Source organism: Streptomyces sp. NPDC086077 (genome assembly GCF_040686175.1).
Taxonomy (GTDB): domain Bacteria; phylum Actinomycetota; class Actinomycetes; order Streptomycetales; family Streptomycetaceae; genus Streptomyces.
In genome coordinates this window covers 1-22,123 of record NZ_JBFBJT010000123.1, presented here as the reverse complement: position 1 = coordinate 22,123, position 22,123 = coordinate 1, and the positions used below count along the sequence as shown (strand labels likewise).

The 22,123-nt window shown below is 69.8% G+C and carries 23 protein-coding genes and 1 pseudogene; 4 read left to right on the top strand and 20 right to left on the bottom strand.

Translation table 11 applies throughout. From position 1 onward, the window contains the following. Positions 1-155 precede the first annotated feature (155 nt). Entirely contained in the window at positions 156-1,823 is a 1,668-nt protein-coding gene (locus tag AB0O67_RS28240; RefSeq protein WP_365455746.1) for a threonine/serine exporter family protein, read from the top strand. 137 nt (positions 1,824-1,960) lie between these two features. On the opposite strand, the gene AB0O67_RS28235 is transcribed toward AB0O67_RS28240, so the two are convergent. The 7 genes from AB0O67_RS28235 to AB0O67_RS28205 form a co-directional block, all read right to left on the bottom strand. Continuing rightward, complete coding sequence (locus AB0O67_RS28235; RefSeq protein WP_365455743.1) at positions 1,961-2,998, bottom strand: VTT domain-containing protein; 1,038 nt, start codon at positions 2,996-2,998, stop codon at positions 1,961-1,963. A gap of 151 nt (positions 2,999-3,149) precedes the next feature. Beyond that, positions 3,150-3,911, bottom strand: coding sequence for a MerR family transcriptional regulator (locus AB0O67_RS28230; protein ID WP_365455740.1), 762 nt, complete (start codon positions 3,909-3,911; stop codon positions 3,150-3,152). A 74-nt stretch (positions 3,912-3,985) separates the two neighbouring features. Further along, positions 3,986-4,747, bottom strand: coding sequence for an ABC transporter permease (locus AB0O67_RS28225; RefSeq protein WP_365455737.1), 762 nt, complete (start codon positions 4,745-4,747; stop codon positions 3,986-3,988). After that, positions 4,744-5,706: an ATP-binding cassette domain-containing protein gene (locus tag AB0O67_RS28220; protein ID WP_365455734.1), complete on the bottom strand. Its 963-nt coding sequence runs from the start codon at positions 5,704-5,706 to the stop codon at positions 4,744-4,746. The genes AB0O67_RS28225 and AB0O67_RS28220 overlap by 4 nt, the downstream gene beginning before the upstream one ends. A 109-nt stretch (positions 5,707-5,815) precedes the next feature. Then, on the bottom strand, positions 5,816-6,457 hold the full coding sequence (locus AB0O67_RS28215; RefSeq protein WP_365455731.1) for a PadR family transcriptional regulator: 642 nt from the start codon (positions 6,455-6,457) through the stop codon (positions 5,816-5,818). 72 nt (positions 6,458-6,529) lie between these two features. Further along, positions 6,530-7,990: an aldehyde dehydrogenase family protein gene (locus tag AB0O67_RS28210; protein ID WP_365455728.1), complete on the bottom strand. Its 1,461-nt coding sequence runs from the start codon at positions 7,988-7,990 to the stop codon at positions 6,530-6,532. 104 nt (positions 7,991-8,094) lie between these two features. Then, positions 8,095-8,919 (bottom strand): helix-turn-helix transcriptional regulator, encoded by an 825-nt coding sequence (locus AB0O67_RS28205; RefSeq protein ID WP_365455758.1) that lies wholly within the window; start codon positions 8,917-8,919, stop codon positions 8,095-8,097. Positions 8,920-9,283: 364 nt separating this feature from the next. On the opposite strand from AB0O67_RS28205, the gene AB0O67_RS28200 reads away from it, so the two are divergent. Next, entirely contained in the window at positions 9,284-9,775 is a 492-nt protein-coding gene (locus AB0O67_RS28200) for an ATP-binding protein (RefSeq protein WP_365455725.1), read from the top strand. An 85-nt stretch (positions 9,776-9,860) separates the two neighbouring features. On the opposite strand, the gene AB0O67_RS28195 is transcribed toward AB0O67_RS28200, so the two are convergent. The 8 genes from AB0O67_RS28195 to rpmG all read right to left on the bottom strand — a co-directional run bounded on the left by AB0O67_RS28195 (position 9,861) and on the right by rpmG (position 13,534). Beyond that, complete coding sequence (locus tag AB0O67_RS28195; RefSeq protein ID WP_365455755.1) at positions 9,861-10,079, bottom strand: DUF397 domain-containing protein; 219 nt, start codon at positions 10,077-10,079, stop codon at positions 9,861-9,863. A gap of 227 nt (positions 10,080-10,306) precedes the next feature. Next, positions 10,307-10,786, bottom strand: a complete 480-nt coding sequence (locus AB0O67_RS28190; RefSeq protein WP_365455722.1) for an SRPBCC domain-containing protein — start codon at positions 10,784-10,786, stop codon at positions 10,307-10,309. After that, positions 10,783-11,154: a metalloregulator ArsR/SmtB family transcription factor gene (locus AB0O67_RS28185; RefSeq protein WP_365455719.1), complete on the bottom strand. Its 372-nt coding sequence runs from the start codon at positions 11,152-11,154 to the stop codon at positions 10,783-10,785. The genes AB0O67_RS28190 and AB0O67_RS28185 overlap by 4 nt, the downstream gene beginning before the upstream one ends. A gap of 7 nt (positions 11,155-11,161) precedes the next feature. Beyond that, positions 11,162-11,548 (bottom strand): VOC family protein, encoded by a 387-nt coding sequence (locus AB0O67_RS28180; RefSeq protein ID WP_365455716.1) that lies wholly within the window; start codon positions 11,546-11,548, stop codon positions 11,162-11,164. A 109-nt stretch (positions 11,549-11,657) separates the two neighbouring features. Further along, the gene (gene rpsR / locus AB0O67_RS28175; protein ID WP_365455713.1) at positions 11,658-11,894 is read right to left on the bottom strand and encodes a 30S ribosomal protein S18; all 237 of its coding nucleotides are present in this window, start codon (positions 11,892-11,894) and stop codon (positions 11,658-11,660) included. 8 nt (positions 11,895-11,902) lie between these two features. Then, the gene (locus tag AB0O67_RS28170) at positions 11,903-13,108 is read right to left on the bottom strand and encodes a GTP-binding protein (protein ID WP_365455710.1); all 1,206 of its coding nucleotides are present in this window, start codon (positions 13,106-13,108) and stop codon (positions 11,903-11,905) included. A 3-nt stretch (positions 13,109-13,111) separates the two neighbouring features. After that, positions 13,112-13,360 (bottom strand): type B 50S ribosomal protein L31, encoded by a 249-nt coding sequence (locus tag AB0O67_RS28165; RefSeq protein WP_365455707.1) that lies wholly within the window; start codon positions 13,358-13,360, stop codon positions 13,112-13,114. A 9-nt stretch (positions 13,361-13,369) separates the two neighbouring features. Further along, entirely contained in the window at positions 13,370-13,534 is a 165-nt protein-coding gene (rpmG, locus tag AB0O67_RS28160) for a 50S ribosomal protein L33 (protein WP_365455704.1), read from the bottom strand. Between the two features lie 62 nt (positions 13,535-13,596). On the opposite strand from rpmG, the pseudogene rpmB reads away from it, so the two are divergent. Beyond that, positions 13,597-13,752: pseudogene (rpmB, locus tag AB0O67_RS28155) on the top strand (50S ribosomal protein L28); the annotation flags it as partial. A gap of 157 nt (positions 13,753-13,909) precedes the next feature. Here rpmB and AB0O67_RS28150 read toward each other — a convergent pair. After that, a complete protein-coding gene (locus AB0O67_RS28150) occupies positions 13,910-15,514 on the bottom strand; it encodes a CocE/NonD family hydrolase (protein WP_365455752.1) in 1,605 nt (534 codons plus the stop codon). 181 nt (positions 15,515-15,695) lie between these two features. Here AB0O67_RS28150 and AB0O67_RS28145 point away from each other — a divergent pair, with 181 nt between their 5' ends. Continuing rightward, the gene (locus tag AB0O67_RS28145) at positions 15,696-16,397 is read left to right on the top strand and encodes a TetR/AcrR family transcriptional regulator (RefSeq protein ID WP_365455749.1); all 702 of its coding nucleotides are present in this window, start codon (positions 15,696-15,698) and stop codon (positions 16,395-16,397) included. A 120-nt stretch (positions 16,398-16,517) separates the two neighbouring features. Here the strand turns inward: AB0O67_RS28145 and AB0O67_RS28140 are convergent, their stop codons facing one another. The 4 genes from AB0O67_RS28140 to AB0O67_RS28125 all read right to left on the bottom strand — a co-directional run. Beyond that, positions 16,518-16,931 (bottom strand): hypothetical protein, encoded by a 414-nt coding sequence (locus AB0O67_RS28140; RefSeq protein ID WP_365455701.1) that lies wholly within the window; start codon positions 16,929-16,931, stop codon positions 16,518-16,520. Then, positions 16,928-19,012, bottom strand: coding sequence for an integrase (locus tag AB0O67_RS28135; protein ID WP_365455698.1), 2,085 nt, complete (start codon positions 19,010-19,012; stop codon positions 16,928-16,930). The genes AB0O67_RS28140 and AB0O67_RS28135 overlap by 4 nt, the downstream gene beginning before the upstream one ends. A gap of 26 nt (positions 19,013-19,038) precedes the next feature. After that, positions 19,039-20,778 carry a hypothetical protein gene (locus AB0O67_RS28130; protein WP_365455695.1) on the bottom strand — a complete coding sequence of 580 codons (1,740 nt, stop codon included), beginning with the start codon at positions 20,776-20,778 and terminating at the stop codon, positions 19,039-19,041. After that, positions 20,775-22,123, bottom strand: a 1,349-nt coding sequence (locus tag AB0O67_RS28125; protein WP_365455692.1) for a site-specific integrase, incomplete at its 5' end; no start/stop codon positions are given. The genes AB0O67_RS28125 and AB0O67_RS28130, both read right to left, overlap by 4 nt.

Below are 22,123 nucleotides of genomic sequence, written 5' to 3'. Positions count from 1 at the left end.
CTGGGGGCGGGTCTCCCTGCGCTGGTGTGGCGGGGGGTTTCCTGCGCGGCGCTCGTCGGGGTGTGCCCGCGCGCCCGGCTCCGGCCCGGCCCCCGTCCGCGTGTCTGTGCGCATACTGAGGGCTGTTGGGTGTGTCGTACAGGGAGCGCTGCCAGGTGACGGAGGCGGAGGACCGCAAGCCGCAGTCGGACGAGGCCAGGGGCACGTTCGACCCCGAGGTCACATCCGAGTTCGCGATCCCCGACGGGCTGGATCTGGCCAGGGCGCCGGCCGAGCCGGAGACGACGTCCGAGTTCGCGCTGCCGGACGGGTTCGACGTCCCGTCGCCGCCCGCCGCCGAGCCCGAGGGGTCGGCGTTCAGCCCGCCGCGGACGTACAGCTCGCGCAGCGCGCCGGCCGCGTTCACGCCGGCGAGCGGTATCCCTGTGGTCCGGCTCACCAAGGACCTGCCATGGCAGGACCGGATGCGCACGATGCTGCGGATGCCGGTGGCCGAGCGGCCCGCCCCGGAGCTGGTGCAGAAGGCCGAGGAGGAGGGCCCGGCCGTCCCGCGCGTCCTCGACCTGACCCTGCGTATCGGTGAGCTGCTGCTGGCCGGTGGCGAGGGCGCCGAGGACGTGGAGGCGGCGATGTTCGCGGTCTGCCGCTCCTACGGCCTGGACCGCTGCGAGCCGACCGTCACGTTCACCCTGCTGTCGATCTCGTACCAGCCGTCCCTCGTCGACGATCCCGTCTCGGCCGCCCGGACGGTGCGCCGCCGGGGCACCGACTACACGCGCCTGGCGGCCGTGTACCAGCTCGTCGACGACCTCAGTGACCCCGAGACGCACATCTCCCTGGAGGAGGCCTACCGGCGCCTCGCCGAGATCCGCCGCAACCGGCACCCCTACCCGACGTGGGTGCTGACGTCCGCGAGCGGGCTGCTCGCCGGTGCCGCCTCGGTGCTCGTCGGTGGTGACCTGATCGTGTTCGTCGCGGCCGCGCTCGGCGCGATGCTCGGCGACCGGCTGGCCTGGCTGTGCGCGGGGCGCGGACTGCCGGAGTTCTACCAGTTCACGGTGGCCGCGATGCCGCCGGCCGCGATGGGGGTCGCGCTCACGCTGCTGCACGTCGACGTGAAGGCTTCGGCGGTCATCACCGGTGGGCTGTTCGCGTTGCTGCCCGGGCGGGCGCTGGTGGCGGGCGTGCAGGACGGACTGACCGGCTTCTACATCACCGCCGCGGCGCGGCTGCTGGAGGTCATGTACTTCTTCGTGGGCATCGTCGTCGGGGTGCTCGTGGTGCTGTACTTCGGCGTCCAGCTGGGCGCCCAGCTGAACCCGGACGCGGCGCTGAACATCGCCGAACGGCCCCTGCTCCAGATCGCCGCGTCGATGCTGCTGTCGCTGACCTTCGCCGTGCTGTTGCAGCAGGAACGGTCCACCGTGGTCGCGGTGACACTGAACGGCGGCGTCGCGTGGATCGTGTACGGCGCCATGCACTACGCGGGAAACATCTCGCCGGTCGCCTCCACGGCGGCGGCCGCGGGGCTGGTGGGGCTGTTCGGGCAGTTGCTGTCGCGCTACCGGTACGCGTCCGCGCTGCCGTACACGACGGCGGCGATCGGGCCGCTGCTGCCGGGTTCCGCGACGTACTTCGGGCTGTTGTCGATCGCGGGGAACGACGTGGATTCCGGGCTGGGGTCGCTGACCAAGGCGGCGGCGCTGGCGATGGCCATCGCCATCGGGGTCAACCTGGGGTCGGAGATCTCGCGGCTGTTCCTGCGGCTGCCGGGTGCCGCCACCGGGGGGCGGCGGGCCGCCAAGCGGACGCGAGGGTTCTGAGGCTGCCTGCGACGTTCTCGGGGCCGGGCGCCCGCGCCTATGGCGTTCGGGCGGGCGCCTACGGACTCGGGGCGGCCGCTTGGGGGGGCGGCTGCGGGTTGTGAGGGCCGCGCGGTTGCCCGCGCCCCGGGGGCGTGTCAGTTCTGCCGGTAGGGGTCGTACGGTTCCTGCTGCTGCGGGTACTGCTGCTGGGGGTACGGCTGGGCGTACGGCTGCTGCTGCTGCTGTTGCTGCGGGTACTGCTGCGGGTAGCCCTGGTTTTCGTACCCCTGCTGGCCGTATCCCTGGTTGCCGTATCCCTGCTGGCCGTATCCCTGCTCGTATCCCTGCTGGCCGTGCCCCTGCTGCTGGTGGCCCTGGTTGCCGTAACCCCCCTGCTGCTGCGGGTAGCCCTGGTCGCCGTGGTCCTGCCGGCCGTAGCCCTGGTCGTGCCGGTGGTTCGGCTCGATGCGGCGGAGCTGGGTCGTGGCGTCGTCCATCACGGGCTGCTGCTGGAACGGAGGCTGCTGTTGGTACCGGGACTGCCCGTCCTCGGGCTGCTCGGGCGGGTTCTTCTTGTTCTTCGAACGGGCGCGCCAGAACTCGAAGATGATCGGCAGGACCGAGACGAGGACGATCAGAATCAGGATCGCCTCGATGTTCTGCTTGACGAAGCCGACGTTGCCCAGCCAGGCGCCGAGCATCGTCACGCCCGCGCCCCACAGGACGCCACCGAGGACGTTGAAGATCAGGAACGAGCGGTACCGCATACCGCTGACGCCCGCGATGATCGGCGTGAAGGTGCGCACGATGGGCACGAAGCGGGCCAGGACCAGGGACTTCGGGCCGTACTTCTCGAAGAACTCGTGGGCCTTGGTGACGTTCTCCTGCTTGAAGAGGCGGGAGTCGGGGCGGGTGAAGAGCGCCGGTCCCACCTTCTTGCCGAACATGTAGCCCGCCTGGTCGCCGAGGATCGCGGCGACGCAGATCAGCACGATGGCCGCCCACAGCGGGAAGTCCAGTTGCTTGGACGTGATCAGCAGACCGGCCGTGAACAGCAGGGAGTCGCCCGGCAGGAAGAAGCCGATGAGCAGGCCCGACTCGGCGAACACGATGAGGAGCAGGCCCCAGATTCCGAAGCTGTCCAGCAGATAGTTCGGATCCAGCCAGCTCGGTCCGAGGGCAAGCGTCGTCACGGTTCCGGGCTCCTGAGGGGTCGGGAAGTACGGCATCCAATACGGCCGGACAAAGCTATCAACGGAAAGTGTCCACCCCAGGTTCCACCGGGGTCCCCAGGATGCACTGTGCGCGACCGCGGCCCGGGAGCGGGGCTCCCGGGCCCGCTTCCTAGGGCGTCTGCCGGGCTCCGTTGGCCTTGATCGCGTCGCGCATGTAGACCGCGAGGCCGGGACGGATCGTGTCGTACATCGCCGTGAACCGCGGGTCGGAGACGTACATCTCGCCGAGGCAGCTGTGCATCTCGTGGGAGCAGTCGTAGTACGACCGCGTGATGAACAGCCGGTGCTCCTCGGCCGTGTCCATGGCCGCCTCGGAGTCCGCCGGGGCGCCGGTGGCCATCACGTCGGCCATGCTCCGGTGGATCCCGTCGAACTCCTCGGTGACGCGCTTCCAGTCCTCCTTGGTGTAGGAGGCGGTGCGCTCGCGCGACTGGCGGTAGGCGTCCGTGCTGCCCCAGCGCTCGCGCACCTCGTCCTCGTACTGGTCCGGGTCGCGGTCCCCGAACACCTCGAACTTCTCCTCGGGCGTGAGGTTGATGCCCATCTTGCGTGCCTCCATGGCCTGCTCCACGGCCGCCGCCATCTTCTGCAGCTTCTCGATCCGGGCGGTCAGCAGTTCGTGCTGGCGGCGCAGGTGCGCGCGCGGGTCCGCGGCCGGGTCGTCGAGCAGGGCGGCGACCTCGTCGAGCGGGAAGCCGAGCTCCCGGTAGAACAGGATCTGCTGCAGCCGGTCGAGGTCGGCGTCGTTGTAACGCCGGTGGCCCGCGTGGCTGCGCTCGCTCGGCGCGAGCAGGCCGATGCCGTCGTAGTGGTGCAGGGTGCGCACCGTGACCCCGGCGTACCCGGCGACCTGTCCCACGGAGTAGCTCACTTCCGCTCCTTCTCTCGGTACGCCTCCACGTTGAGCCCTCACGCCACGTTAGGTGCAAGCCGGATTCGGCGGCCTCATCGGCTGAGGCGGGCGAAGCGCCGTACGGCCAGCGGGAAGAAGACCGCGAGCAGCGCCAGCGGCCAGACGACCGCGGCCCACAGGTGCCCGGCCTCACCGCCGGGGTTGCCGAACAGGTCGCGCACGGCTGTCGCGGTCTGGGACATCGGGTTCCACTGGACGACCGTGCCGAGCCAGCCCGGCATGGCCTCCGGTGTGGCGATCGCGTTCGACAGGAAGCCCACCGGCCAGACCAGGATCTGCACGGCCTGCACCAGCTCCGGCTTCCCGGCGACCATCGCCAGGTGGATGCCGACCCACAGCATGGCGAACCGGAACAGCAGCAGCAGCCCCACGCCGCCCAGGAAGGCCACCGGCCCGCCGTGCGCGCGCCAGCCCAGGGCGAGGCCGACGCCGATGAGGACGGCCAGGGCGAGCGCCGACTGGAGCATGTCGGCGACGGAACGACCCACCAGGACCGCGCCGTTGGTCATGGGCATCGACCGGAAGCGGTCGATCACCCCCTTGTTGAGGTCCTCGGTGACGGCGATCATCGTGCCCTCCAGGCCGAAGGCCATGGTGAGCGCGAGCATCCCGGGCAACAGGTAGTCGATGTACTCGCCCGTGACGGCCCGGCCGCCGCCGATCAGGTAGCCGAACATCACCAGCAGCATCACCGGGAAGGCGACGCCCACGGCCACCTGGACCGGTTGCCGGGCCCAGTGGGAGAGCTCACGGCGGGTCATGGTCCAGGAGTCGGTCAGCGCGTGCGTGGTCATACGGCCTCCTTCGCACGGTCGGCGGTCAGGTGCAGGAACGCCTCGTCCAGGGTGGGGCGGCGCAGTGCCACGTCCTCGGCCTCGACACCGGCCTCCTGCAGCGCCCGTACGACCGCGGCCAGCGTCGCCATCCGGTCGGTGACCGGTGCGCTGAGCAGCCGCCGGTCGGCGTCGACGGTGATGTCGTCCTTCGGTACGGGCAGCAGCGCGACGGCGGTGCCCAGCTGGCCGGCGTCGCGCAGGACGACATCGATCCGGTCGCCGCCGGTCAGTGCCTTCAGCTCGTCCGAGGTGCCCTCGGCGACGACCCGGCCGAGGTCGACGACGGAGATGCGGTCGGCGAGCTGATCGGCCTCCTCCAGGTACTGCGTGGTGAGCAGCACCGTCGTACCGCCGCCGGCCAGGGTGCGGACCGACGCCCACACCTCGGCGCGGCCGCGTGGGTCGAGGCCGGTGGTGGGCTCGTCCAGGAACAGCACCTCCGGGTCGGTGATCAGGGACGCGGCGAGGTCCAGGCGGCGCCGCATGCCGCCGCTGTACTGCTTGACCGCCTTGCGGCCGGTGTCCGCGAGGCCGAAGCGCTCCAGGAGCTCTCCGGCCCGCACGCGCGCGTGCCGGGCGCCCAGGTGGTAGAGGCGGCCGAACATCTCCAGGTTCTGGAAGCCGCTCAGGTCCTCGTCCACTGCCGCGTGCTGACCGAGCAGCCCGATCCTGACCCGCACCTCGTACGCCGCCCGCATCACGTCGTGCCCGGCCACCTCGACGCGGCCCGCGTCGGGGCGCAGCAGCGTGGACAGAATGCGGACCAGGGTGGTCTTGCCGGCGCCGTTCGGCCCGAGCACTCCGTGCACCGCGCCCCGCGCGACGGAGAGGTCGAGCCCGTCCAGTGCGTGTTTGACGTCTTTTCCGTTGCCGTACTTCTTGCGTGCTCCTACGACGGTGATCGCCGTGTCGGCCACTGGGCCACTCCCTCACTGACCTAGCTCACTAGTCAAGATTGACTACCTGGCCCACCGTAATACCCGCGCGGCGGATTGGTCAAACTTGATTAGCCGAGATCCGTGACGGTCAGCGGAGATCCTCCGGGTGCCGCTCCCGCGTCGCGTACGGGTTCTCCTCGCCCTCGGCGAGCACGCCGACGAACGGCTCGCCCTCGTCGGCGAAGGTGTAGGCGCCGCCCTCGATACGGCCGATCACGCCCCTGGCCCACTGGGCCTCGGCGTCGGCCGTGTGGATCCAGAGGTTCATGATCTCGCCGATGTGGCCCAGCTGCCCGGGGCCGTCCTCGGGGACGTAGTGGTCGGTGACGGCGGCGCGCCACTCCTCGATGCGCCGGATGCGCTCCTTGAGCAGCGCGACCGCCTCGGCCCTCGGCAGGTCGACCATGAAGCCGATGGCCGCGGATTTGACGTCGACCTTCTGGTCGTAGGAGGTCAGCGCGTCGCGCAGGAGGGTGAAGTACTCCTCGTCACCCGCCGGCGTGATCTCGTACTCGGTGCGCGGCGGGCCCCCCGCGGTGGAGGGGGCGATCTCGTGCGCGTGCAGCAGGCCCTGCTTGGCCATCTGCTTCAGCGCGTGGTAGATCGAGCCGGGCTTGGCGTTGGACCACTCGTGGGCGCCCCAGTACTCCAGGTCGTTGCGCACCTGGTACCCGTGGGCCCGCCCGTGCTGGCGGACTGCGCCCAGCACCAGGAGACGGATCGCTGACATGCGATCCAGATTAGGCCGACGCCCCGGACCGTCCGAGGTCAACCCTCGACCCCGGACGCCCGCTCGCGGCCCTCAGAACGGGAACCTGCTCCGGCCGTGCTGCACCGAGATCCACTTCAGCGTCGTGAAGGCGTCCAGGGTGGTCTCGCCGTTCAGCCGGCCGAGACCCGAGTCCTTCTCGCCGCCGAACGGCACGAGCGGCTCGTCGTGCACGGTGCCGTCGTTGACGTGGAACATGCCGGTGTCGATGCGCTGGGCGAAGCGGACGCCGCGCTCGACGTCGGCGGTGTGCACGGCACCGCTCAGACCGAACGGGGTGTCGTTGACGAGGCGCACGGCCTCCTCCTCGCCGTCGAAGGGGACGAGGAGAGCGACCGGGCCGAAGATCTCCTGCCGCAGCAGCCCCGAGTCCGCCGGGACGTCCGTCAGGACCGAGGGCTCGACCAGGTTGCCCCGCGTGGAGCCGCGCAGCAGCGCGGTGGCACCCTCGGCGATCGCCTGGTCGACGACGGACGTGATCGCCTCCGACTGCGACGAGTTGATCAGCGGGCCGATGACCGTCTCCGGGTCGCTCGGGTCACCGGCCTTGAGGCCGCGCACCTTGGCGACGAACTTCTCGGTGAACGCGCCCGCGACCGAGCGGTCCACCAGGATGCGGTTTGCGGCCATGCAGACCTGGCCCTGATGCACGTACCGGCTGAAGACGGCCGCGTCGACGGCGTAGTCGAGGTCGGCGTCGTCGAGGACCACCAGCGCGCTGTTGCCGCCGAGTTCGAGGATCGCGCGCTTGAAGTGCCGGGCGCAGACGGTGGCGACGTGCCGGCCGACCTTGTCGGAGCCGGTGAAGGAGATGACCTTGGGGACCGGGTGCTCCAGGAAGGCGTCGTTGATCTCCGCGATGTCGGTGACGACGACGTTGAGCACACCGGCGGGCAGCCCCGCGTCCTCGAAGAGCCGGGCGATGGCTGTGCCGCCCACGACGGGGGTGTCCTGGTGGGGCTTGAGGACGACGGCGTTGCCCAGGGCGAGGGCCGGGGCGACCGACTTGAGGGACAGCAGGAAGGGGAAGTTGAAGGGGCTGATCACCCCGACGACGCCGACCGGGACGCGGTAGAGGCGGTTCTCCTTGCCGGGGTCCGGGGAGGGGATCAGGCGGTGCTCGGTGCGCGTCGTGAGGCTCACGGCCTCACGCAGGAACTCCTTGGCGAGGTGCAGTTCGAAGCCGGCCTTCACGCGCGTGCCGCCCAGCTCGCAGACGATCGCCTCGGTGAGCTCCAGCTCGCGCTCCTCGACCAGCCGCAGCACCTTCTCCAGCACGGCACGGCGGGCGTGGGACCCGGCCTCGGCCCACTCCCGCTGGGCACGGGCGGCGGCACGGTAGGCCTGATCTATCTCGCCGACCGTGGCTATGGTGATCGCGGCCAGCTTCTCGCCGTCGTACGGGTTGAAGTCGATGATGTCCCAGGAACCCGTGCCCGGACGCCACTCGCCGTCGATGTACTGCTGAGCCAGGTCGGTGAAGTAGGACGACATGCGACTCCTCAATCCCTGCCGGTGAAGCAGTGCCTGATCACACGTCATCGTACTGGTGTCGCAAGAGAGTTGGAGTGACTCCCGGCGAACGACCCGGGAGCCCTTCAGGAGAGCTGGAGCAGTCCCCGCAGCAGGTCCCGGCTCTCGTCCGGCCCCGGGCTGTCCCGCTGGAGTTCCTTCAGCGCCTTCTCGTACTGGGCGACGTCCTCCGCCTTGTCCAGGTAGAGCGCGCTGGTGAGCTGCTCCAGGTACACCACGTCCGACAGGTCGGACTCCGGGAAGCCGAGGATGGTGAAGGCGCCGGACTCGCCGGAGTGCCCGCCGAAGCTGAACGGCATGATCTGGAGCCGCACGTTGGGCCGCTCGGAGAACTCGATCAGGTGCTGGAGCTGGCCGCGCATCACCTCGCGGTCGCCGTAGGGCCGGCGCAGGGCGGCCTCGTCGAGCACGATGTGGAAGTCGGGGGCGTTCTCGGAGACGAGGTGCTTCTGCCGCTCCAGGCGCAGCGCCACCCGCTTCTCGACGTCGGCCTCGCCGGCACCCCTCATGCCGCGCCGGACGACGGCACGCGCGTACGCCTCGGTCTGGAGCAGGCCGTGCACGAACTGCACCTCGTACGCGCGGATCAGGGACGCAGCGCCCTCCAGGCCCACATAGGTGGGGAACCAGTTCGGCAGGACGTCGGAGTAACTGTGCCACCAGCCCGCGACGTTGGCTTCCCGGGCGAGGGACACCAGCGACGTCCGCTCCGTCTCGTCCACGATTCCGTACAGCGTCAGCAGGTCCTCGACGTCCCTCGTCTTGAAGCTCACCCGGCCCAGCTCCATCCGGCTGATCTTCGACTCGGAGGCGCGGATGTGATATCCCGCCGCCTCGCGCGTGATGCCCCGCGCCTCTCGCAGTCTCCTGAGTTGCGAGCCGAGCAGCATCCGCCGCACCACCGATCCGGGCTCTCCCGCGCTCACGTTCCAGCCTCCCCAACCGTCTTCCGGGCCCGCAGTCTGCCACTAAAACACTCCGAGCTGTACTCGTCCGATTACACAGATGGAAAGAAGCCAAAGATCCCGGATCCCTTGAGGAAGCCCAGGGGAAGGAGAAGGCAAGCAGGCGGCGTGAAGATGGCGGAAAAAATGGCCAACAAGTGGTACGGGAGGGTCCAATTCGGTCGCGTGCACGTGCATCTGCCCTTGCATCTGCTGTACGCATCCGAAACCATGGTCCCGCGCCACCGCTGCATCGCCACGACCGCGAATTCCCGGGGGAGTGCCTCGCATGGGGACGAATGGATCGACCATGCTCGAGCCTTTACGGCAGGGCCTTCCGCCGCTGGACCCCACGGCCGTGTCCAACGCCGCCTCCTGTGCCCTGCCCGCCCGTTTCGAAGCGGTGCGCGAGGCACGGCAGTTCACCCGCAGAACGCTGGACCAGTGGGATGTCGGCCACCGCTTCGACGACGTCTGCCTGGTGGTCTCCGAACTGGTCACCAACGCCCTGCGGCACGGCCTGCCGTCCGTCGCCCCGCGCCCGCCGGCCAGGGACGGCGACCACACCCCGCCCCAGGTGCGGCTGCACCTGATGCGCTGGACCGAGCGGCTGGTGTGCGCGGTACGCGACCCCAGCAACGACAGTCCGGTCGCGCGCGAGGCGGACGACTTCTCGGCGGAGTCCGGTCGGGGCCTGTTCCTCGTCGACTCCTTCTGCGACAGCTGGGGCTGGCACCCGCTGGCCGGCACGCTGAGCGGCAAGGTCGTCTGGGCGATGTTCCGGCTCCAGCCCGACGGCTGAGCAACCTCGGCACCTTGTGGTGCCGAGGTTCTACGCGCGTCACTAGGCGTCCGTGGACGCTCACCCGGTGTCGCACCCCGCGGGATCAGCCCGCGATCAGGTGGTCGAACTCGCCGTCCTTCACACCGGCGAGCATCGCCTCGATCTCCGCGCGCGTGTAGACGAGCGCCGGCCCGTCCGGGAAGTTCGAGTTGCGCACCGCCACCCTTCCGCCCGGCAACCGCGCGAACTCCACGCAGGAGCCCTGCGAATTGCTGTGCCGGCTCTTCTGCCAGGCCGCCCCACGCAGCTTCGTGGCGGCCATGCCGTTGTACACGCCGAAGGCGCCGGCGCCCTGGTGCACGTCACCCTCGTACACGTCACCGTCGTTCACGTCGTGATCCACAGGTCGCTCCCCGGTGGTGCACTGGCTGGTATGGCCATGGATGCAGTGGTCAACTGAGGCGGATCATAACCTTGTTCATGTGCAGATGCATGGGCAGATGCACGTGCACGGGGGGTGTTCCTGCGGTTACAGCTCTGACGCCCGCTCTACCGAAGTCGTTCCAGCGTCTGCCCCAGGGATCGCATGACATGCGACCGCCAGCCCCCGTCCATGATCTTCCGCGCCATCGACTGCGCCGGATCGTCCGGATCGAATCCTTCGTGCACTAGGAACAGACGCGTTCCGCGCCCTTCCTGTTCCAGCGTCCACGTGATGGTCCAGTCCGCCGCGTCGGCGCGAGCGGCGTCCGCCCACCGGACGCGCAGCATCCGTTCGACGTCGTAACCGAGCACGGACACCTCCACGACACCGGAGAAGTCGGTGTTGGGGCGGGGCACTGAGGTCATCCGGTAGCGGTGGCCGACCTCCAGACGGAAGTCCTCGGAGCCTGGCATCTGCCACTGCGCCAGCAGCTCGGGGTCGGTCAGCGCCCGCCAGACCTTGGCGGGCGGATGCGGGAAGAACTGGTCGACGCGGATGACGGTGAGGTCGTCGTCATCGCCTACGGGGTGGGGCGGAGTGCTCATGTCGGTTCATCGTCGGGCATGCGGTCGAGCAGATCACCGAGGCCCGTCAGCCGCTCACGCCAGAACCGCTCGTACGGATGGAGCCAGTCCTGTACGTCGGCGAGCGGGGCCGCCTCCAGGCGGTAGATGCGCTGCCGGCCGGCACGCTGCTCGGAGACCAGCCCGGCGTCCCGGAGCACCTTCAGATGCTCCGAGAGGCTGGGTCGGCGCATGTCGAAGTGGTCGGCCAGGGCCTGGACGGGCTGCGGCCCGCCGTCACGCAGCAGCCGCAGCACCTCGCGACGTGTGGCGTTGGCGAGGGCGGCGAACACGCGGTCGGCGGTATCGGTGGTGTCGGCGGCACTCGTCCCGGCCCCGTTGCTGGTCATGGTGTCGTCAGAAGCCTTCCTTCTCCGTCAGCAGCATCAGACCGTTGCCGTCGGGGTCGCGGAAGGCGGCCATGCGCCCCCAGGGGTGGTCGTCCGGACCCTGCACCTGGACGCCCGCCTCCGCGAGCCGGGCGCAGTCGGCGTCGACATCGGTCGTGAGCAACATGATCCCCCGGGTGGAGCCGGGCTCGAAACCGCCCATCCCGGGGCCGGAGAGCGTGAAGGCGGTCTGCGCACCGCGCGGGGCGACCTGGAGCCAGCGGCCGGGCGGCATCCGGAGGTCGGCGGTGACCTCGAAGCCGAGGACCTTCGTGTAAAAGCGCAGGGCCCGGTCCTGGTCGGTGACGGGGAGGGTGACGAAGGAGGCGTGGGTGATGTTCGTGGAAGTTCTCATGAACCGGACGATAGGTAGGAGAATCCCTACGAGTCAAGCGTAGGGAGTCTCCTACCTATCGACCGTGGCCGGCCGTCTGGCCTGACCGTGGGTCTGCCTGCCGCAGGCTTCAGCGGCTGGAGTACGGCAGCAGGGCCATCTCCCGTGCGTTCTTGACAGCGCGGGCCAGCTGCCGCTGCTGCCGGGCCGAGACACGGGCGACGCGGCGGCTGCGGATCTTGCCGCGATCGGAGAGGAACTTCCGCAGCAGGTCGGTGTCCTTGTAGTCGATGTAGGTGATCCGCGCCTGGTCCAGGGGGTTGGGGCGGTTCTTGGCGGGCCTGCGGTCGGTCTTGGGGCGGGGCATGGCGGGGGTCAGACCTCCAGGAAGGCGTCGAAGGCCGGCGGCAACCGCTTCCAGGCGGCGCGTCCGGCGGCGTACTCGGCATCGGTGAGCAGGCAGGACTCCAGCAGGTGCGCGAGCCCCTCGCGGTCCAGGCCGGGGGACGTGAAGACCAGGTGCTGGCAGCAGTCGCCGTGTTCCGGGTGCCAGTCCAGCGCGGCGGCGGCCCGTCGCACCGGCGGCACCAGGTCCCACGCCGCGTCGGGCAGCGAGGCGAGCCACGGGCCCGCGCTCTCCACGCACAGGGCACCCCCCGCGGCGTCCCAGTGCAGCAGCGTGTCCGGCCTGTCGGCGAGCCAGAACCGGCCCCGGCTGCGTGCCGCGGCGCAGGTCAGGTCCTCCAGCGCCTGGTAGAGCCGCTCGGGGTGGAAGGGCCGGCGCCGGTGCCAGACGAGGGTCGCGACCCCGTGCGCGTCGGCCTCGGTGGGCAGCAGCGCGCAGGCGGGATGCTGGGCCGCGGCGGCGGCCTCCACGTCGAAGCCGGCCAGGGCGGCGCGGGCGAGGGGAGAGTGCGCGCCGGGCACGCCCCCGGCGCCCCGGCTCCCCAGGGCCGTCCGGACGCCTGGGTCACCTGCCGGACCACCGCGGCCGGCCGGGACCTGCCGTGCCGTCGGATGCAGCTGGGCGAGCAGTTCGCGGTCCTCGTCGTCGGCCTCCGGGGAGTCCAGGACGGCGAGGACGGGAGCGTACTCCAACTGCCGCGCGAAGGTGTCCGCGACGGTCCGCTGGTCGGTGGCGGCCGCCGCGAGGCCGCCCTCGGCGAGGTCGTCGCCGTTGCCGAGGTACGCCAGCAGCAGCGCGGGGTCGACGGCGGTGATCACACCGGTGACCGTGAGGCCGCCGGACGCGATCACCTCCGTCATGGCCTTCGGCTCCACGGAGTCCCAGAGCTCGACGACCGCGAGCGGCGTGTCGCCGGCGTCCGCGAGGCGCCGCAGCTCGGGGACCAGGTCCGCGCGCAGCGCACAGCACGCGCAGTCGTTGACGAGGGGCGTCTCACCGGCGTCCCGGACACCACCGGCGTCCCGGACGGTCCGTACGACCGTGCCGCCCGCGGCGGTGGACAGGTCGTGGTGCAGTGCGACGCTGCCGGGCACCTCGGCGAGCAGGTGCCCGACAGTGGCCTTGCGGGCGTCGGCGTGCAGACCGCCGACGACCACGACGGAGAGTTCGGGCATGGACTAGCCCTGCTTCCCGTACCGGCGTTCGAAGCGCTCGACGCGTCCGGCCGTGTCCAGGACGCGGGCCGTGCCGGTGTAGAAGGGGTGGCTGACGTGGGAGATCTCGACGTCGACGACCGGGTAGGCGTTGCCGTCCTCCCAGTCGACCGTCTTCTCGCTGGTGAGCGTGGACCGAGTGAGGAACGCGTAGTCCGCGGCCCGGTCCCGGAAGACGACGAGCCCGTAGTCCGGGTGGATTCCCTTGCGCATGGCGGTGACTCAGCGCTCCTCTCGGAAGTCGACGTGCCGGCCCGCGACCGGGTCGTACTTGCGCAGGGTCACGCGGTCCGGGTCGTTACGGCGGTTCTTGCGGGTGACGTACGTGTAGCCGGTGCCGGCCGTGGACCGGAGCTTGATGACGGGGCGGAGATCGTTGCGTGCCATGCTGCTATCTTACTGAAAATGAATTCCATTTACGACAACACCCTTGGAGAGGTACGTCACCCATGTCCGCCCACTGCATGCTGACCGGCACCCGGCCGGGCTTCGGCAACCGCATCTCCCACTCCCACCGCCGCACTTCACGCCGCTTCGACCCCAACATCCAGACCAAGCGCTATTGGCTGCCCGGCGAGAACCGGTACGTCCGGCTGCGGCTGAGCACTTCTCTGTCAAGTTCAGCGTGTCGAAGTGAATCGCGGCCCACGGGTGGCTGCTACGAAATCCTGACTTGGTTGACCTGGATCGCGAAGAGGGCGTGGAGGAGTGAGCCGGGCCGGACGGCCCGGCTCGTCGACCCTTCCCCGGAGGACTGACGAATTACGCGAGCCCAGAGCTGCTGGGAAGTACCAATGCCGAGTCCGCGTGGAGCGTGATGCGCACCGGCGTGAAGGTGATGGCGTCTACCGGCGACTCACCGGTGCCGGGATTGCGGGCGTAGCGTGGGTGGGCGCCTGCGCTGATCTGCCAGCGTATGCGATGGCCGACGGGGAAGCGGTGGGCGATGGAGCTCATCGGCACGGTGACCTGTGAGGGCGCCTGTTCAGCCGTCCGGAGTCGGCTGAACCCGTCACAGATGTTGACGGAGCGGCCTTGCGGGTCTACGTCGCACAGGCGGGTGAAGACATCGGCGTGTCCGGTGTCCGTGGAGATGCTCAGCCGTGCGGAGACCGGGCCCAGGATGTCCATGGGCTCGGTCAGTGGTGGGCCGGTGAATGTCAGGACGTCGTCTCGGGCCTCCAGGGTGGCGTTGTTCCGGGGACCGGCGGTGCGGGAGAGCAGTGGGCCGCCGAGGGAGGGGGTGGGGTCGGCCGGGTCGTAGCGGAACGCCGTCACTGGTGCGGAGTCTGCGGGGGCCTGCTGGGTGAGATGCCCGCCGGGGATGGGGTACCACGAGGTGGCAGCTGTGGCTGGCGGCCAGTTGTCGAGGTCCCGCCAGGCGTTTTCGCCGCCGATGTGCACGCGCACCGCGGTGGGACGCAGGCCGGAGGGATCGGCGTACAGGTGGGCGCGCAGCCATGCGAGGCTCTCGGCGAATACCTCGGGCCATCCTTGCTGCAGGGCGGAGGTGTGGGTCCAGGGACCGACGAGCAGGGCGGTCTCACATCCGGCCTGGCGCAGCCGGTCGTACTGCTCGAAGGTCTGGTCGGCCAGTGCGTCGTGCCATCCGGTGATCAGCGCCGTGGGCACGCGGAGCCGCTCCGCCGATTCCGCCAACGAGGCGCCGTGCCAGTAGGCGTCCTTGGCGTCCGGGTGTGTCATCACGTCGTCCAGCCAGGGCAGTTCGCTGCCGAAGGCTGACACGTACGCCCTGCGCAGGGGCTGCGCGGTGGTTATGTCGCGCAGGCGGCGCTGTAGGCGCAGTGTCGCCTTGAGGAACGGTGCCATGCCCTGGTGCTGGTAGTTCATGCCCACGCCCACGGCGAGGGCGTTCTCCAGGCGAAGCCCACCGTCCGCGTGGAACAGGGCGTAGGGATCGTGCAGCCCCACCTGGACCACCATCGCCTTCAGTTCCGGCGGTGGGTCCAGAGCGAGGGCCCATTGCACGTAGCCCAGGTAACTGGGGCCGACGGTCCCCAGTGTTCCGTTGAACCAGGGCTGCTCGCGCAGCCAGGCCACCGTGGCCTGGCCGTCGGCGGCCTCGTTGCGCCACAGATCGAACATGCCGCCCGAACCCCCGGTGCCGCGGCAGCTCTGCAGGACCACGTGGAAGCCCTGTTCGGCGAAGAGCAGGCCGTACTGGGGTGACCACGGCAGGCCCCGGCCATAGGGCGAGCGGACCAGAAGGGTGGGGAAGTCGCCCTGGGCACGCGGAAAGTAGTGGTCAGTGATCAACGGGCTGCCGTCGGCGGCTGGCACCAACAGTCCTGGCTCCCATCCGGCCTCATGCCGTTTCGCCGGCAGACCTCGCCAGGTCGCCCTCATCATCCGCGAGGAAAGCGGCGGTTTTCCGGCGGGTGGCACCCAGGCTGGTCTGGCTACGGCGTCGGGCGTGCGTGATGGCATCGTTCCCCTCCTCTATTCTCGTACGATGTACGAGAATAGAGGATGCTTGGATGACCTTGGCAAGAGCCGCCTCAACAACCAGGGGAAGGGGTGCGAGGCCATGTCCGGTGCCGAGAGCGTCGATCCCGAACAGCTCTGGCTGCGTCCCACCGAGCCCCGCAGGGGCCGCAGGCCCTCCTTCAGCCGGGAGGCGATCACCGCGGCGGCCGTCGCCCTGGCGGACACGGAAGGACTCGACGCGGTCACCATGCGGCGGGTGGCCGCCGAGGTCGGAGCGGGCGTCATGTCGCTCTACAGCTACGCCCCTGACAAGGAGACGCTGCTGGAACTGATGGTCGACCACGTCAGCGGCGAACTCACGGTCACGAACCCACCCAGCGGCGACTGGCGTGCCGATCTGAAGACCGTGGCCCGACTGCAGCGCGCCCACATGCTGCGTCACCCCTGGCTGCCCGCCGCCTTGTCCACCCGCCGCGTTCCGGGCCCCAACACGCTGAACTTCCTGGAACACGTGCTCGCCGTCCTGCGGCCCACCGGGCTGGACGGTGCGGCGAAGCTAGAGGTCTTCGCCCAGATCACCGCATTTGTGGCCGGGTACGTTGCCCATGAGATCGTGCAGGCCGCAGTCTCAAGATCACCGGACCGGGCCGCAGCCGAGGGCCGCTATCTCGCCGCTGTCGCCGCCGACGGCTGCCATCCGGAACTCGCCGAAGCCCTTTCCGCCCCCGGACGCCCTCTCACCCCCGACGCCACCTTCACCCGTTTCCTCAACCGCCTGATCGACGGCCTCGATACTGACTGATGCCGTGCACCTATACTGCCGCCCCGCCTGCGGCGCCTCCGAGGAACAGACCGTCGCCCTCTCCAGGCGCCCAGGTCGCGACAAAGGCTGCCGCCAGCTCTGTTTCAGGCGGTCGATCAACTACCTGCCGAGTGGGGCCTGCGTGGGCAGCGTACGGATCACAGCATGGTCGGCGAACTGCTGGCGCAAGTGACTGCTCTCCATCGTGGCCTGGTGCAGGGCGCCCACCAGTGCCTCGACATCGGCCTTGAGCTGGGCGATCTCCTTAGCGTCGGCAGCCCGTAGTTCCTTGAGGCGACGGATCTGCTTGCGCAGGCGCTGTTCGCTGTCCGGGGTGCCGCCGCGGGCGCGGACCTTGTCGTAGAACTCGTTCTTCAGGTCGGTGTGCCGCTGGGTGAGGGCGTTGCGCGGGACACCGGCTTCGACGGCGAGGGCGACGATCGTCAGGGCGCCGTTGGAGCGCTCGGGTGTGCCGCGCAGGATGCGGTCCATCGCGGCACGGATGCGGTCGCGCTCGTCTGCGACGGGGCTCATGCGGTCGGCTCCTGGGAGTGAATGCGATCGTTGTTGTGGCGGTCGGCCAGACCCCGGAGATGGTCGGCACGCCGGGAGAGCCGGTCGGCGAGCGGGCCGGGCACAGCCTCCGAGGCGGCCTGCTTCTCCAACCTCTTCGCACGCTGTACGAGTTCGTCGGCGTGGCGATCGGTGCGCGCGATGTTCGCACACGACGGCTGGCAGCGGTCGAGGCTCGGGGCGTCGGTGCCATCGAGGCGGTGACACAAGGCACGGTCGCGGTGGTAGACACACATCAGGAACGAGTGCGGGTTGTCGTAGACGGTCAGGGCCGGGTTACCCAGGATGTCCCGGGCCTGGCGGTGCGTGCGGATGGACCCGGCGAAGGTGGGGGCCTGGGCCGCGGCGTGGATCGCCCGCCGGGCGGCTGGCCCTGAAATCCCGGTTCCGGCGGCGAGGTCGTCGTGGAGGGTGGTGAGGGTGTCGGCGGTAGCCCGGGCGGTTTCGACGTCGAGCAGCTCGTGGATGCCGCCGCGGCCGCGGGCGGCGTAGCCGGCACTCATGGCGGTGCGCATGTGCCCGTACTGGATGGCCAGGGCCACCAGCCCGCCCGGTCTGCGCGCGATGTGCCAGGCCAGCGACCGGCGGAAGCGCGCCACGCCGAGTGCCCCGAAGGGATCCTCTGGGATGACTTCATGGGGACGGTCCAGGCCCACCGCGAGGCCGGAGGCCCATTCGATGAAGTCCTCGATCCGGTTGCGCATCGCCTCGAAGCCGACGACCCGGCTTGTGGAGATGCGACCGCGCGGGATCGCGTGGACGGCGCTGTCGAAGAGGAGCCCGTCCGGGGCGATGCGTTCCAGCACGCGGATCGCGGTAACCACCGGTGGAATGGCGACCCAGGGGACCTCCCGCACCTGCCCGGCGGAGTAGTGGTTGCCGTCCTGGTCGTGGACCCCCTTGAACACTCGGCCGTAGATCAGGTGCCGTCCTGGCGATGACGGTTCGGGACAACAGCCGCTCTCCAGGCCCATCACCTCACCGGGCCGCATGCCAGTCAGGTACGCCAGGACGATGAAGCAGGCGACACTCAGATGCCGCATGAGCTGTGGGACCTCGGTGAAGTCGATCGATTCGGTCCACGGCTGTCCGGCGACCCGCCCGGTGATCGGCGTGGAGAGCGGGCAGGGGCCGGGGCGGCGCTGGGCGTAGTCGCGAAAGCCCTCCCGCAGCTCGGTCCGCAGATGGCTGTTGATCTGCTTCGGGGAGCAGCCGACCAGCGCGGCCATGTAGGTCATGCTGATCTGGTGCTCGCCCTTGTGCCATCGGGTGGGTACGGGGTCACCACGCTCCACGAGCTGATCCAGGTAGATCCTCAGCCGCGCCATGGACTCCCATGTACCGACGGCCTGTTCGGCCTGCTCGGTCAGGCGCTGCGTCTCCGCCCAGGCGGACAGAATGTCGTCGGCGAAGTCGTCGACCACGCGCAGCGCCCAGACCAGCAACGGCCCCATGGTGGCCGGAGCGATCGGCTCCCGGCTGTTCTCCCCGGGACCGGGGGCAGGCGCGGCCGGGAGGTAGTCGTCGACGCCGTACCGGTGCCAGGGAGGCATCACCAGGCCGGCCGGACGGGCGCTCGCGGCGTCGAACGCCCACAGGCGGGTCAGAGCGACCAGCTCCTTCGTGCCATCGTTGCGGTTGGCACTTGACCGGCGGGCCAGGTGACCGGCGTACGCGGTGAAGGTCTCGGTCGTGCAGGCACCGAGGCCGGATATCCCCTGCGCCGTGAGCCAGCGGGCGAAGCGCTGCCACCGGCGCACGGTGTCGTAGATCCCGTGGGGTCCCAGGCGGGAGTGCCAGGCCGGGTGACCGACCAGGACGCTTTCCGGCAGCGCCGTATTGATCATCGTCCAAGCCGCGAGACGCAGTTCTTCCCGGAAGGCGTCCGGAAACTTAGACCAGTCCACGCCGACCCGCGACGCGCTGGGGTTGGCGATCAACGGTGCGAGAGACCAGACGTCGTCGCCGTAGATCGAGATCGGGACGGGGCCGGGCGCCAGGATCAGGGACGGTGCGATGACCGGGGTTCTCCATCCGGGCATTGCCGGCAGTTCGGAAGGCAGAGCGGTCACAAGTCGTAGTCTCCGTGAAGAAGTTGATCGATGACATCGCGGTCGGTATCGCTGACCGATGCGAGCGCGGCATTCCAGACCGACTCCCCGAGGCGGTCGCGAAGATCGGCGAGCCGGGTGTGGGCATCGGCCCAGTCCGCGTCCCAGACGACCGGTTCCACGACGCCGCGCAGGTTGCCCAGGGCCTGGTGTAGGTGTGCTAGACGAGGGTGATGGGTGGGCGTGACCCTGGCGTTGGGGCAGGCCGTGCACAGCAGGAACGAGGCGGCGCATGTTTGGCCCGGCGGGCTGAACGGGCCGTGCTCGTAGTCGGCGCAATCTGCTGTCGCCGTCTCCAGCTCTCCCGCCTTGGACCGCTCCGTCAGACGGGCGCTGAACACGGTGCGATAAGCAGCAGCCACCGCGTCCAGGGCCCCCTCGGCAATCACCGGCACCGCCGCCTGCTGGACTTGCGGCTCCGGCAGCACGTAGACGCTGTCGTGCGTGTCCTGGGTGTTCTGCCCGGGCTCGCGCCGGTGCAGCACGTTCACCGTCTTGCGGATGCGCTTTAGCGGAGAACCGGACAGCCCGACCGACCGTGCCCAGTCGCGGCCGGAGTGTTCGTCCACGCCGAACCCGAACTGGCCGGCTCGGACGGCCTTGAGGTAGGCCTGGCCCTCGTGCTCGGTGGTCTGGTGCCAGACCAGCAGCCGCTCGGTGTCCGCACCGAGCAGCGCCAACGTGGCCCGGGCGTGCGAGGTGGCCTCCAAGGCCTCGCTGATGATCCGCCCGGAGGAGTCGGCCCCGGAGTCGGTGAGGTTACGGCTCTCGAAGCGGCCACGGTGACCTGCACGGCGCCGTTTCTCCAGCCGCAGCCGGTAGACCGGCATACCCGCCTCCGCCGTGCCGGGCAGCGTCTTGGGCACCGGCAGCTCAGAGATCGTGGTGGAGTTGAGCCCGAGTTCGCAGGCGATGAGCACCGCCAGTGCAGCTGTTTCCTTGCGGCTGAGGAAGAGCCGCTTCCAGGTGTGTTCCGCCGAGCCGCCGCCCAGCGCCGGACGGTAGCGACGGCGCACGACGCGCCGCCACTCGTACAGCGGTACATCGCCGGTGCGCGCCAGCACGTCCAGAGCCTCCCCGACCAGCCACTCCCGGCTGCCTGGCTCAGTCGCGCCCGCACGCCAGGCCGTGAGCCGGTCGGTGTTCTCCCGGATCCGCAGCAGCGCCGAGCGGAACGTCCGCCGGGCCGCGATCCGGATTTCCTTGAACTCCTCGGGCCCATAGGCCTGGACACGACCCGTCTCCCATGCGAACCGCTTGGCCATCGCCTCCCGCACAGGCTGCGCGAGCCGCGGATCCAGCTGGAGCAGGCCGGCGACCGATGCGTACTTGCTGTAGCCGTTCGGTCTTGGCGGCAGGCTCAGCCGCCACGCATTCCAGTGCGCCGTCGTCAGCCGGTCCACGTCCGGCGGCACGTCGTCCAGGCTGGCGAGGAACTCGGTGAAGGGCCGCACGAGGTACCAATGGGCCTCGCTGGTCTCGACGCTGTCCCAGCCTCCGCCCGGGGCGCATTTGGCCGCGTACAGAGCGGCCAAAGACCGCTGAAACGCCTCCGGAACCGGCAGCACACCGAAGTCGTAGCTGCGCATCATGCCCTGAGCGTCCCGGTGTTGCACGACCAGGCCCTCCTTCTCAAGGACTGCCGGACGCTGATGCGGAGCGTCGGGCAAGGCAGCAGCCCTGCCGCGGCGGCTCAATGGGCCTCAAACTGATCGTCCAGGTCCTGGATGCCTTCGCTCTCCAGGGCCAGCCGCGCGAACAGCCCCGCCAGCTCCTGCTCCGACACTGGCCCGTCCGCGGGCACGAAGTCAGCCAGCAGCGACCGCAGCTGCAGATCCGCGACCGGGGCGAGGTACACCGCTTTCGTGGTCTCCATCTGGGCGTGACCGAGGAGGTCCTGCACCATCCGCCAGGGATCGCCGTACAGCAGGCGGAAGTCCCTTCGCTCCTCCGGCGTCAGCCCCATACGCCGGTCCATGACGTGGTTGAGCACCACGAGCATCAACAACGCGAAGCTGTGCCGGCACATGTGCGGCGTGCAGAACGGCGGCTCGCTCATCACCGGCGCCAGCACTGCCTCGCAGCGCTCGTTCGCCGCCCGGAAAACGCCCTCCCACGAGGCCGGCTTGAACGGCAGACCGGCCTCGTTCAGCCACAGCCACAGCGGCTCCGGACCGGCCGGACCCTCGATGAAGAAGCTCATCCGCTCCTCCACCGTCGCCTCCGTGAGCGGGGTCTGCCCGATCACACCGTCCCGGTCGCGCCAATGCAGCACACGCCGGTGCCGACCGGTCTCATGGGTCACCAGCCTCATCGGCAGATCGTCGTAGCGGCCCAAGGCCTGCGCGCGCCGAACCACCCGGGCGCGCGAGGACTCGACGTACCCCTCGATCTCCCCGACCACCACGGAGGAGGCATAGAACGTGCGCGCCCGCTTCGACTTCGTCACCACCCGAGCGAGCCGCCCCACGTAGTAACGACCGCCTTCCAGCCGAAGGCGCGGGACCTCCAGCGTCAGCAACGAAGCCCCCTCCGTCAGCCGAACCCCGGAGGAGAACAGCAGATCAGCGAAGGTGCCGTTGCGGTCGGCCAGCCGCCCCGCCCACCCCGCCGACGGCACGCCGTCGGCACCATGCCCACGCAGACCGCACTCCACCCAGCGGCGAAATGCCCGTGGCGTCAGCCAACGGACTTCGCTGGTCCGCGCGTTCCTCGCCCTGGCCGCCGGCATCAGAACACGCTGGCCGCTCCTGCTGGGGACCGACCGCATGATCACCGGGTTGACCGGCACGTGATCGCGCTGCACCGCCCACTCGTACAGCCGGATCAGAGCGGCCAGCCCGCGGTTCCACCGTGCCCCACCCACCCGACGCGGATTGCGCAGCGAGCGGGTTCGCCAGTCCTCGAAGTCCCACAGATCGTCTGCTGTGGCGTCGCGCCATGTCTTCCCGCGCTGCCACAGGAAATCGAAGAACAGGCAGTAGTCGTCCGTGTAGTTCCGTTTCGTCTCCTGAGCCAGACGGGCGAACGACGACCGGCATA

Bases quoted from the DNA above. Each gene is read 5' to 3' on its own strand.
- AB0O67_RS28215 (WP_365455731.1), bottom strand. From the start codon at position 6,457: ATGTCAGCGATCCGTCTCCTGGTGCTGGGCGCAGTCCGCCAGCACGGG.
- AB0O67_RS28150 (WP_365455752.1), bottom strand. From the start codon at position 15,514: ATGAGGGCGACCTGGCGAGGTCTGCCGGCGAAACGGCATGAGGCCGGA.
- AB0O67_RS28225 (WP_365455737.1), bottom strand. From the start codon at position 4,747: ATGACCACGCACGCGCTGACCGACTCCTGGACCATGACCCGCCGTGAG.
- AB0O67_RS28205 (WP_365455758.1), bottom strand. From the start codon at position 8,919: ATGCTGCTCGGCTCGCAACTCAGGAGACTGCGAGAGGCGCGGGGCATC.
- AB0O67_RS28200 (WP_365455725.1), top strand. From the start codon at position 9,284: ATGCTCGAGCCTTTACGGCAGGGCCTTCCGCCGCTGGACCCCACGGCC.
- AB0O67_RS28195 (WP_365455755.1), bottom strand. From the start codon at position 10,079: ATGGCCGCCACGAAGCTGCGTGGGGCGGCCTGGCAGAAGAGCCGGCAC.
- AB0O67_RS28165 (WP_365455707.1), bottom strand. From the start codon at position 13,360: ATGCGCAAGGGAATCCACCCGGACTACGGGCTCGTCGTCTTCCGGGAC.
- rpmG (WP_365455704.1), bottom strand. From the start codon at position 13,534: ATGGCACGCAACGATCTCCGCCCCGTCATCAAGCTCCGGTCCACGGCC.
- AB0O67_RS28170 (WP_365455710.1), bottom strand. From the start codon at position 13,108: ATGCCCGAACTCTCCGTCGTGGTCGTCGGCGGTCTGCACGCCGACGCC.
- rpsR (WP_365455713.1), bottom strand. From the start codon at position 11,894: ATGCCCCGCCCCAAGACCGACCGCAGGCCCGCCAAGAACCGCCCCAAC.
- AB0O67_RS28180 (WP_365455716.1), bottom strand. From the start codon at position 11,548: ATGAGAACTTCCACGAACATCACCCACGCCTCCTTCGTCACCCTCCCC.
- AB0O67_RS28145 (WP_365455749.1), top strand. From the start codon at position 15,696: ATGTCCGGTGCCGAGAGCGTCGATCCCGAACAGCTCTGGCTGCGTCCC.
- AB0O67_RS28190 (WP_365455722.1), bottom strand. From the start codon at position 10,786: ATGAGCACTCCGCCCCACCCCGTAGGCGATGACGACGACCTCACCGTC.
- AB0O67_RS28185 (WP_365455719.1), bottom strand. From the start codon at position 11,154: ATGACCAGCAACGGGGCCGGGACGAGTGCCGCCGACACCACCGATACC.
- AB0O67_RS28210 (WP_365455728.1), bottom strand. From the start codon at position 7,990: ATGTCGTCCTACTTCACCGACCTGGCTCAGCAGTACATCGACGGCGAG.
- AB0O67_RS28140 (WP_365455701.1), bottom strand. From the start codon at position 16,931: ATGAGCCCCGTCGCAGACGAGCGCGACCGCATCCGTGCCGCGATGGAC.
- AB0O67_RS28135 (WP_365455698.1), bottom strand. From the start codon at position 19,012: ATGCCCGGATGGAGAACCCCGGTCATCGCACCGTCCCTGATCCTGGCG.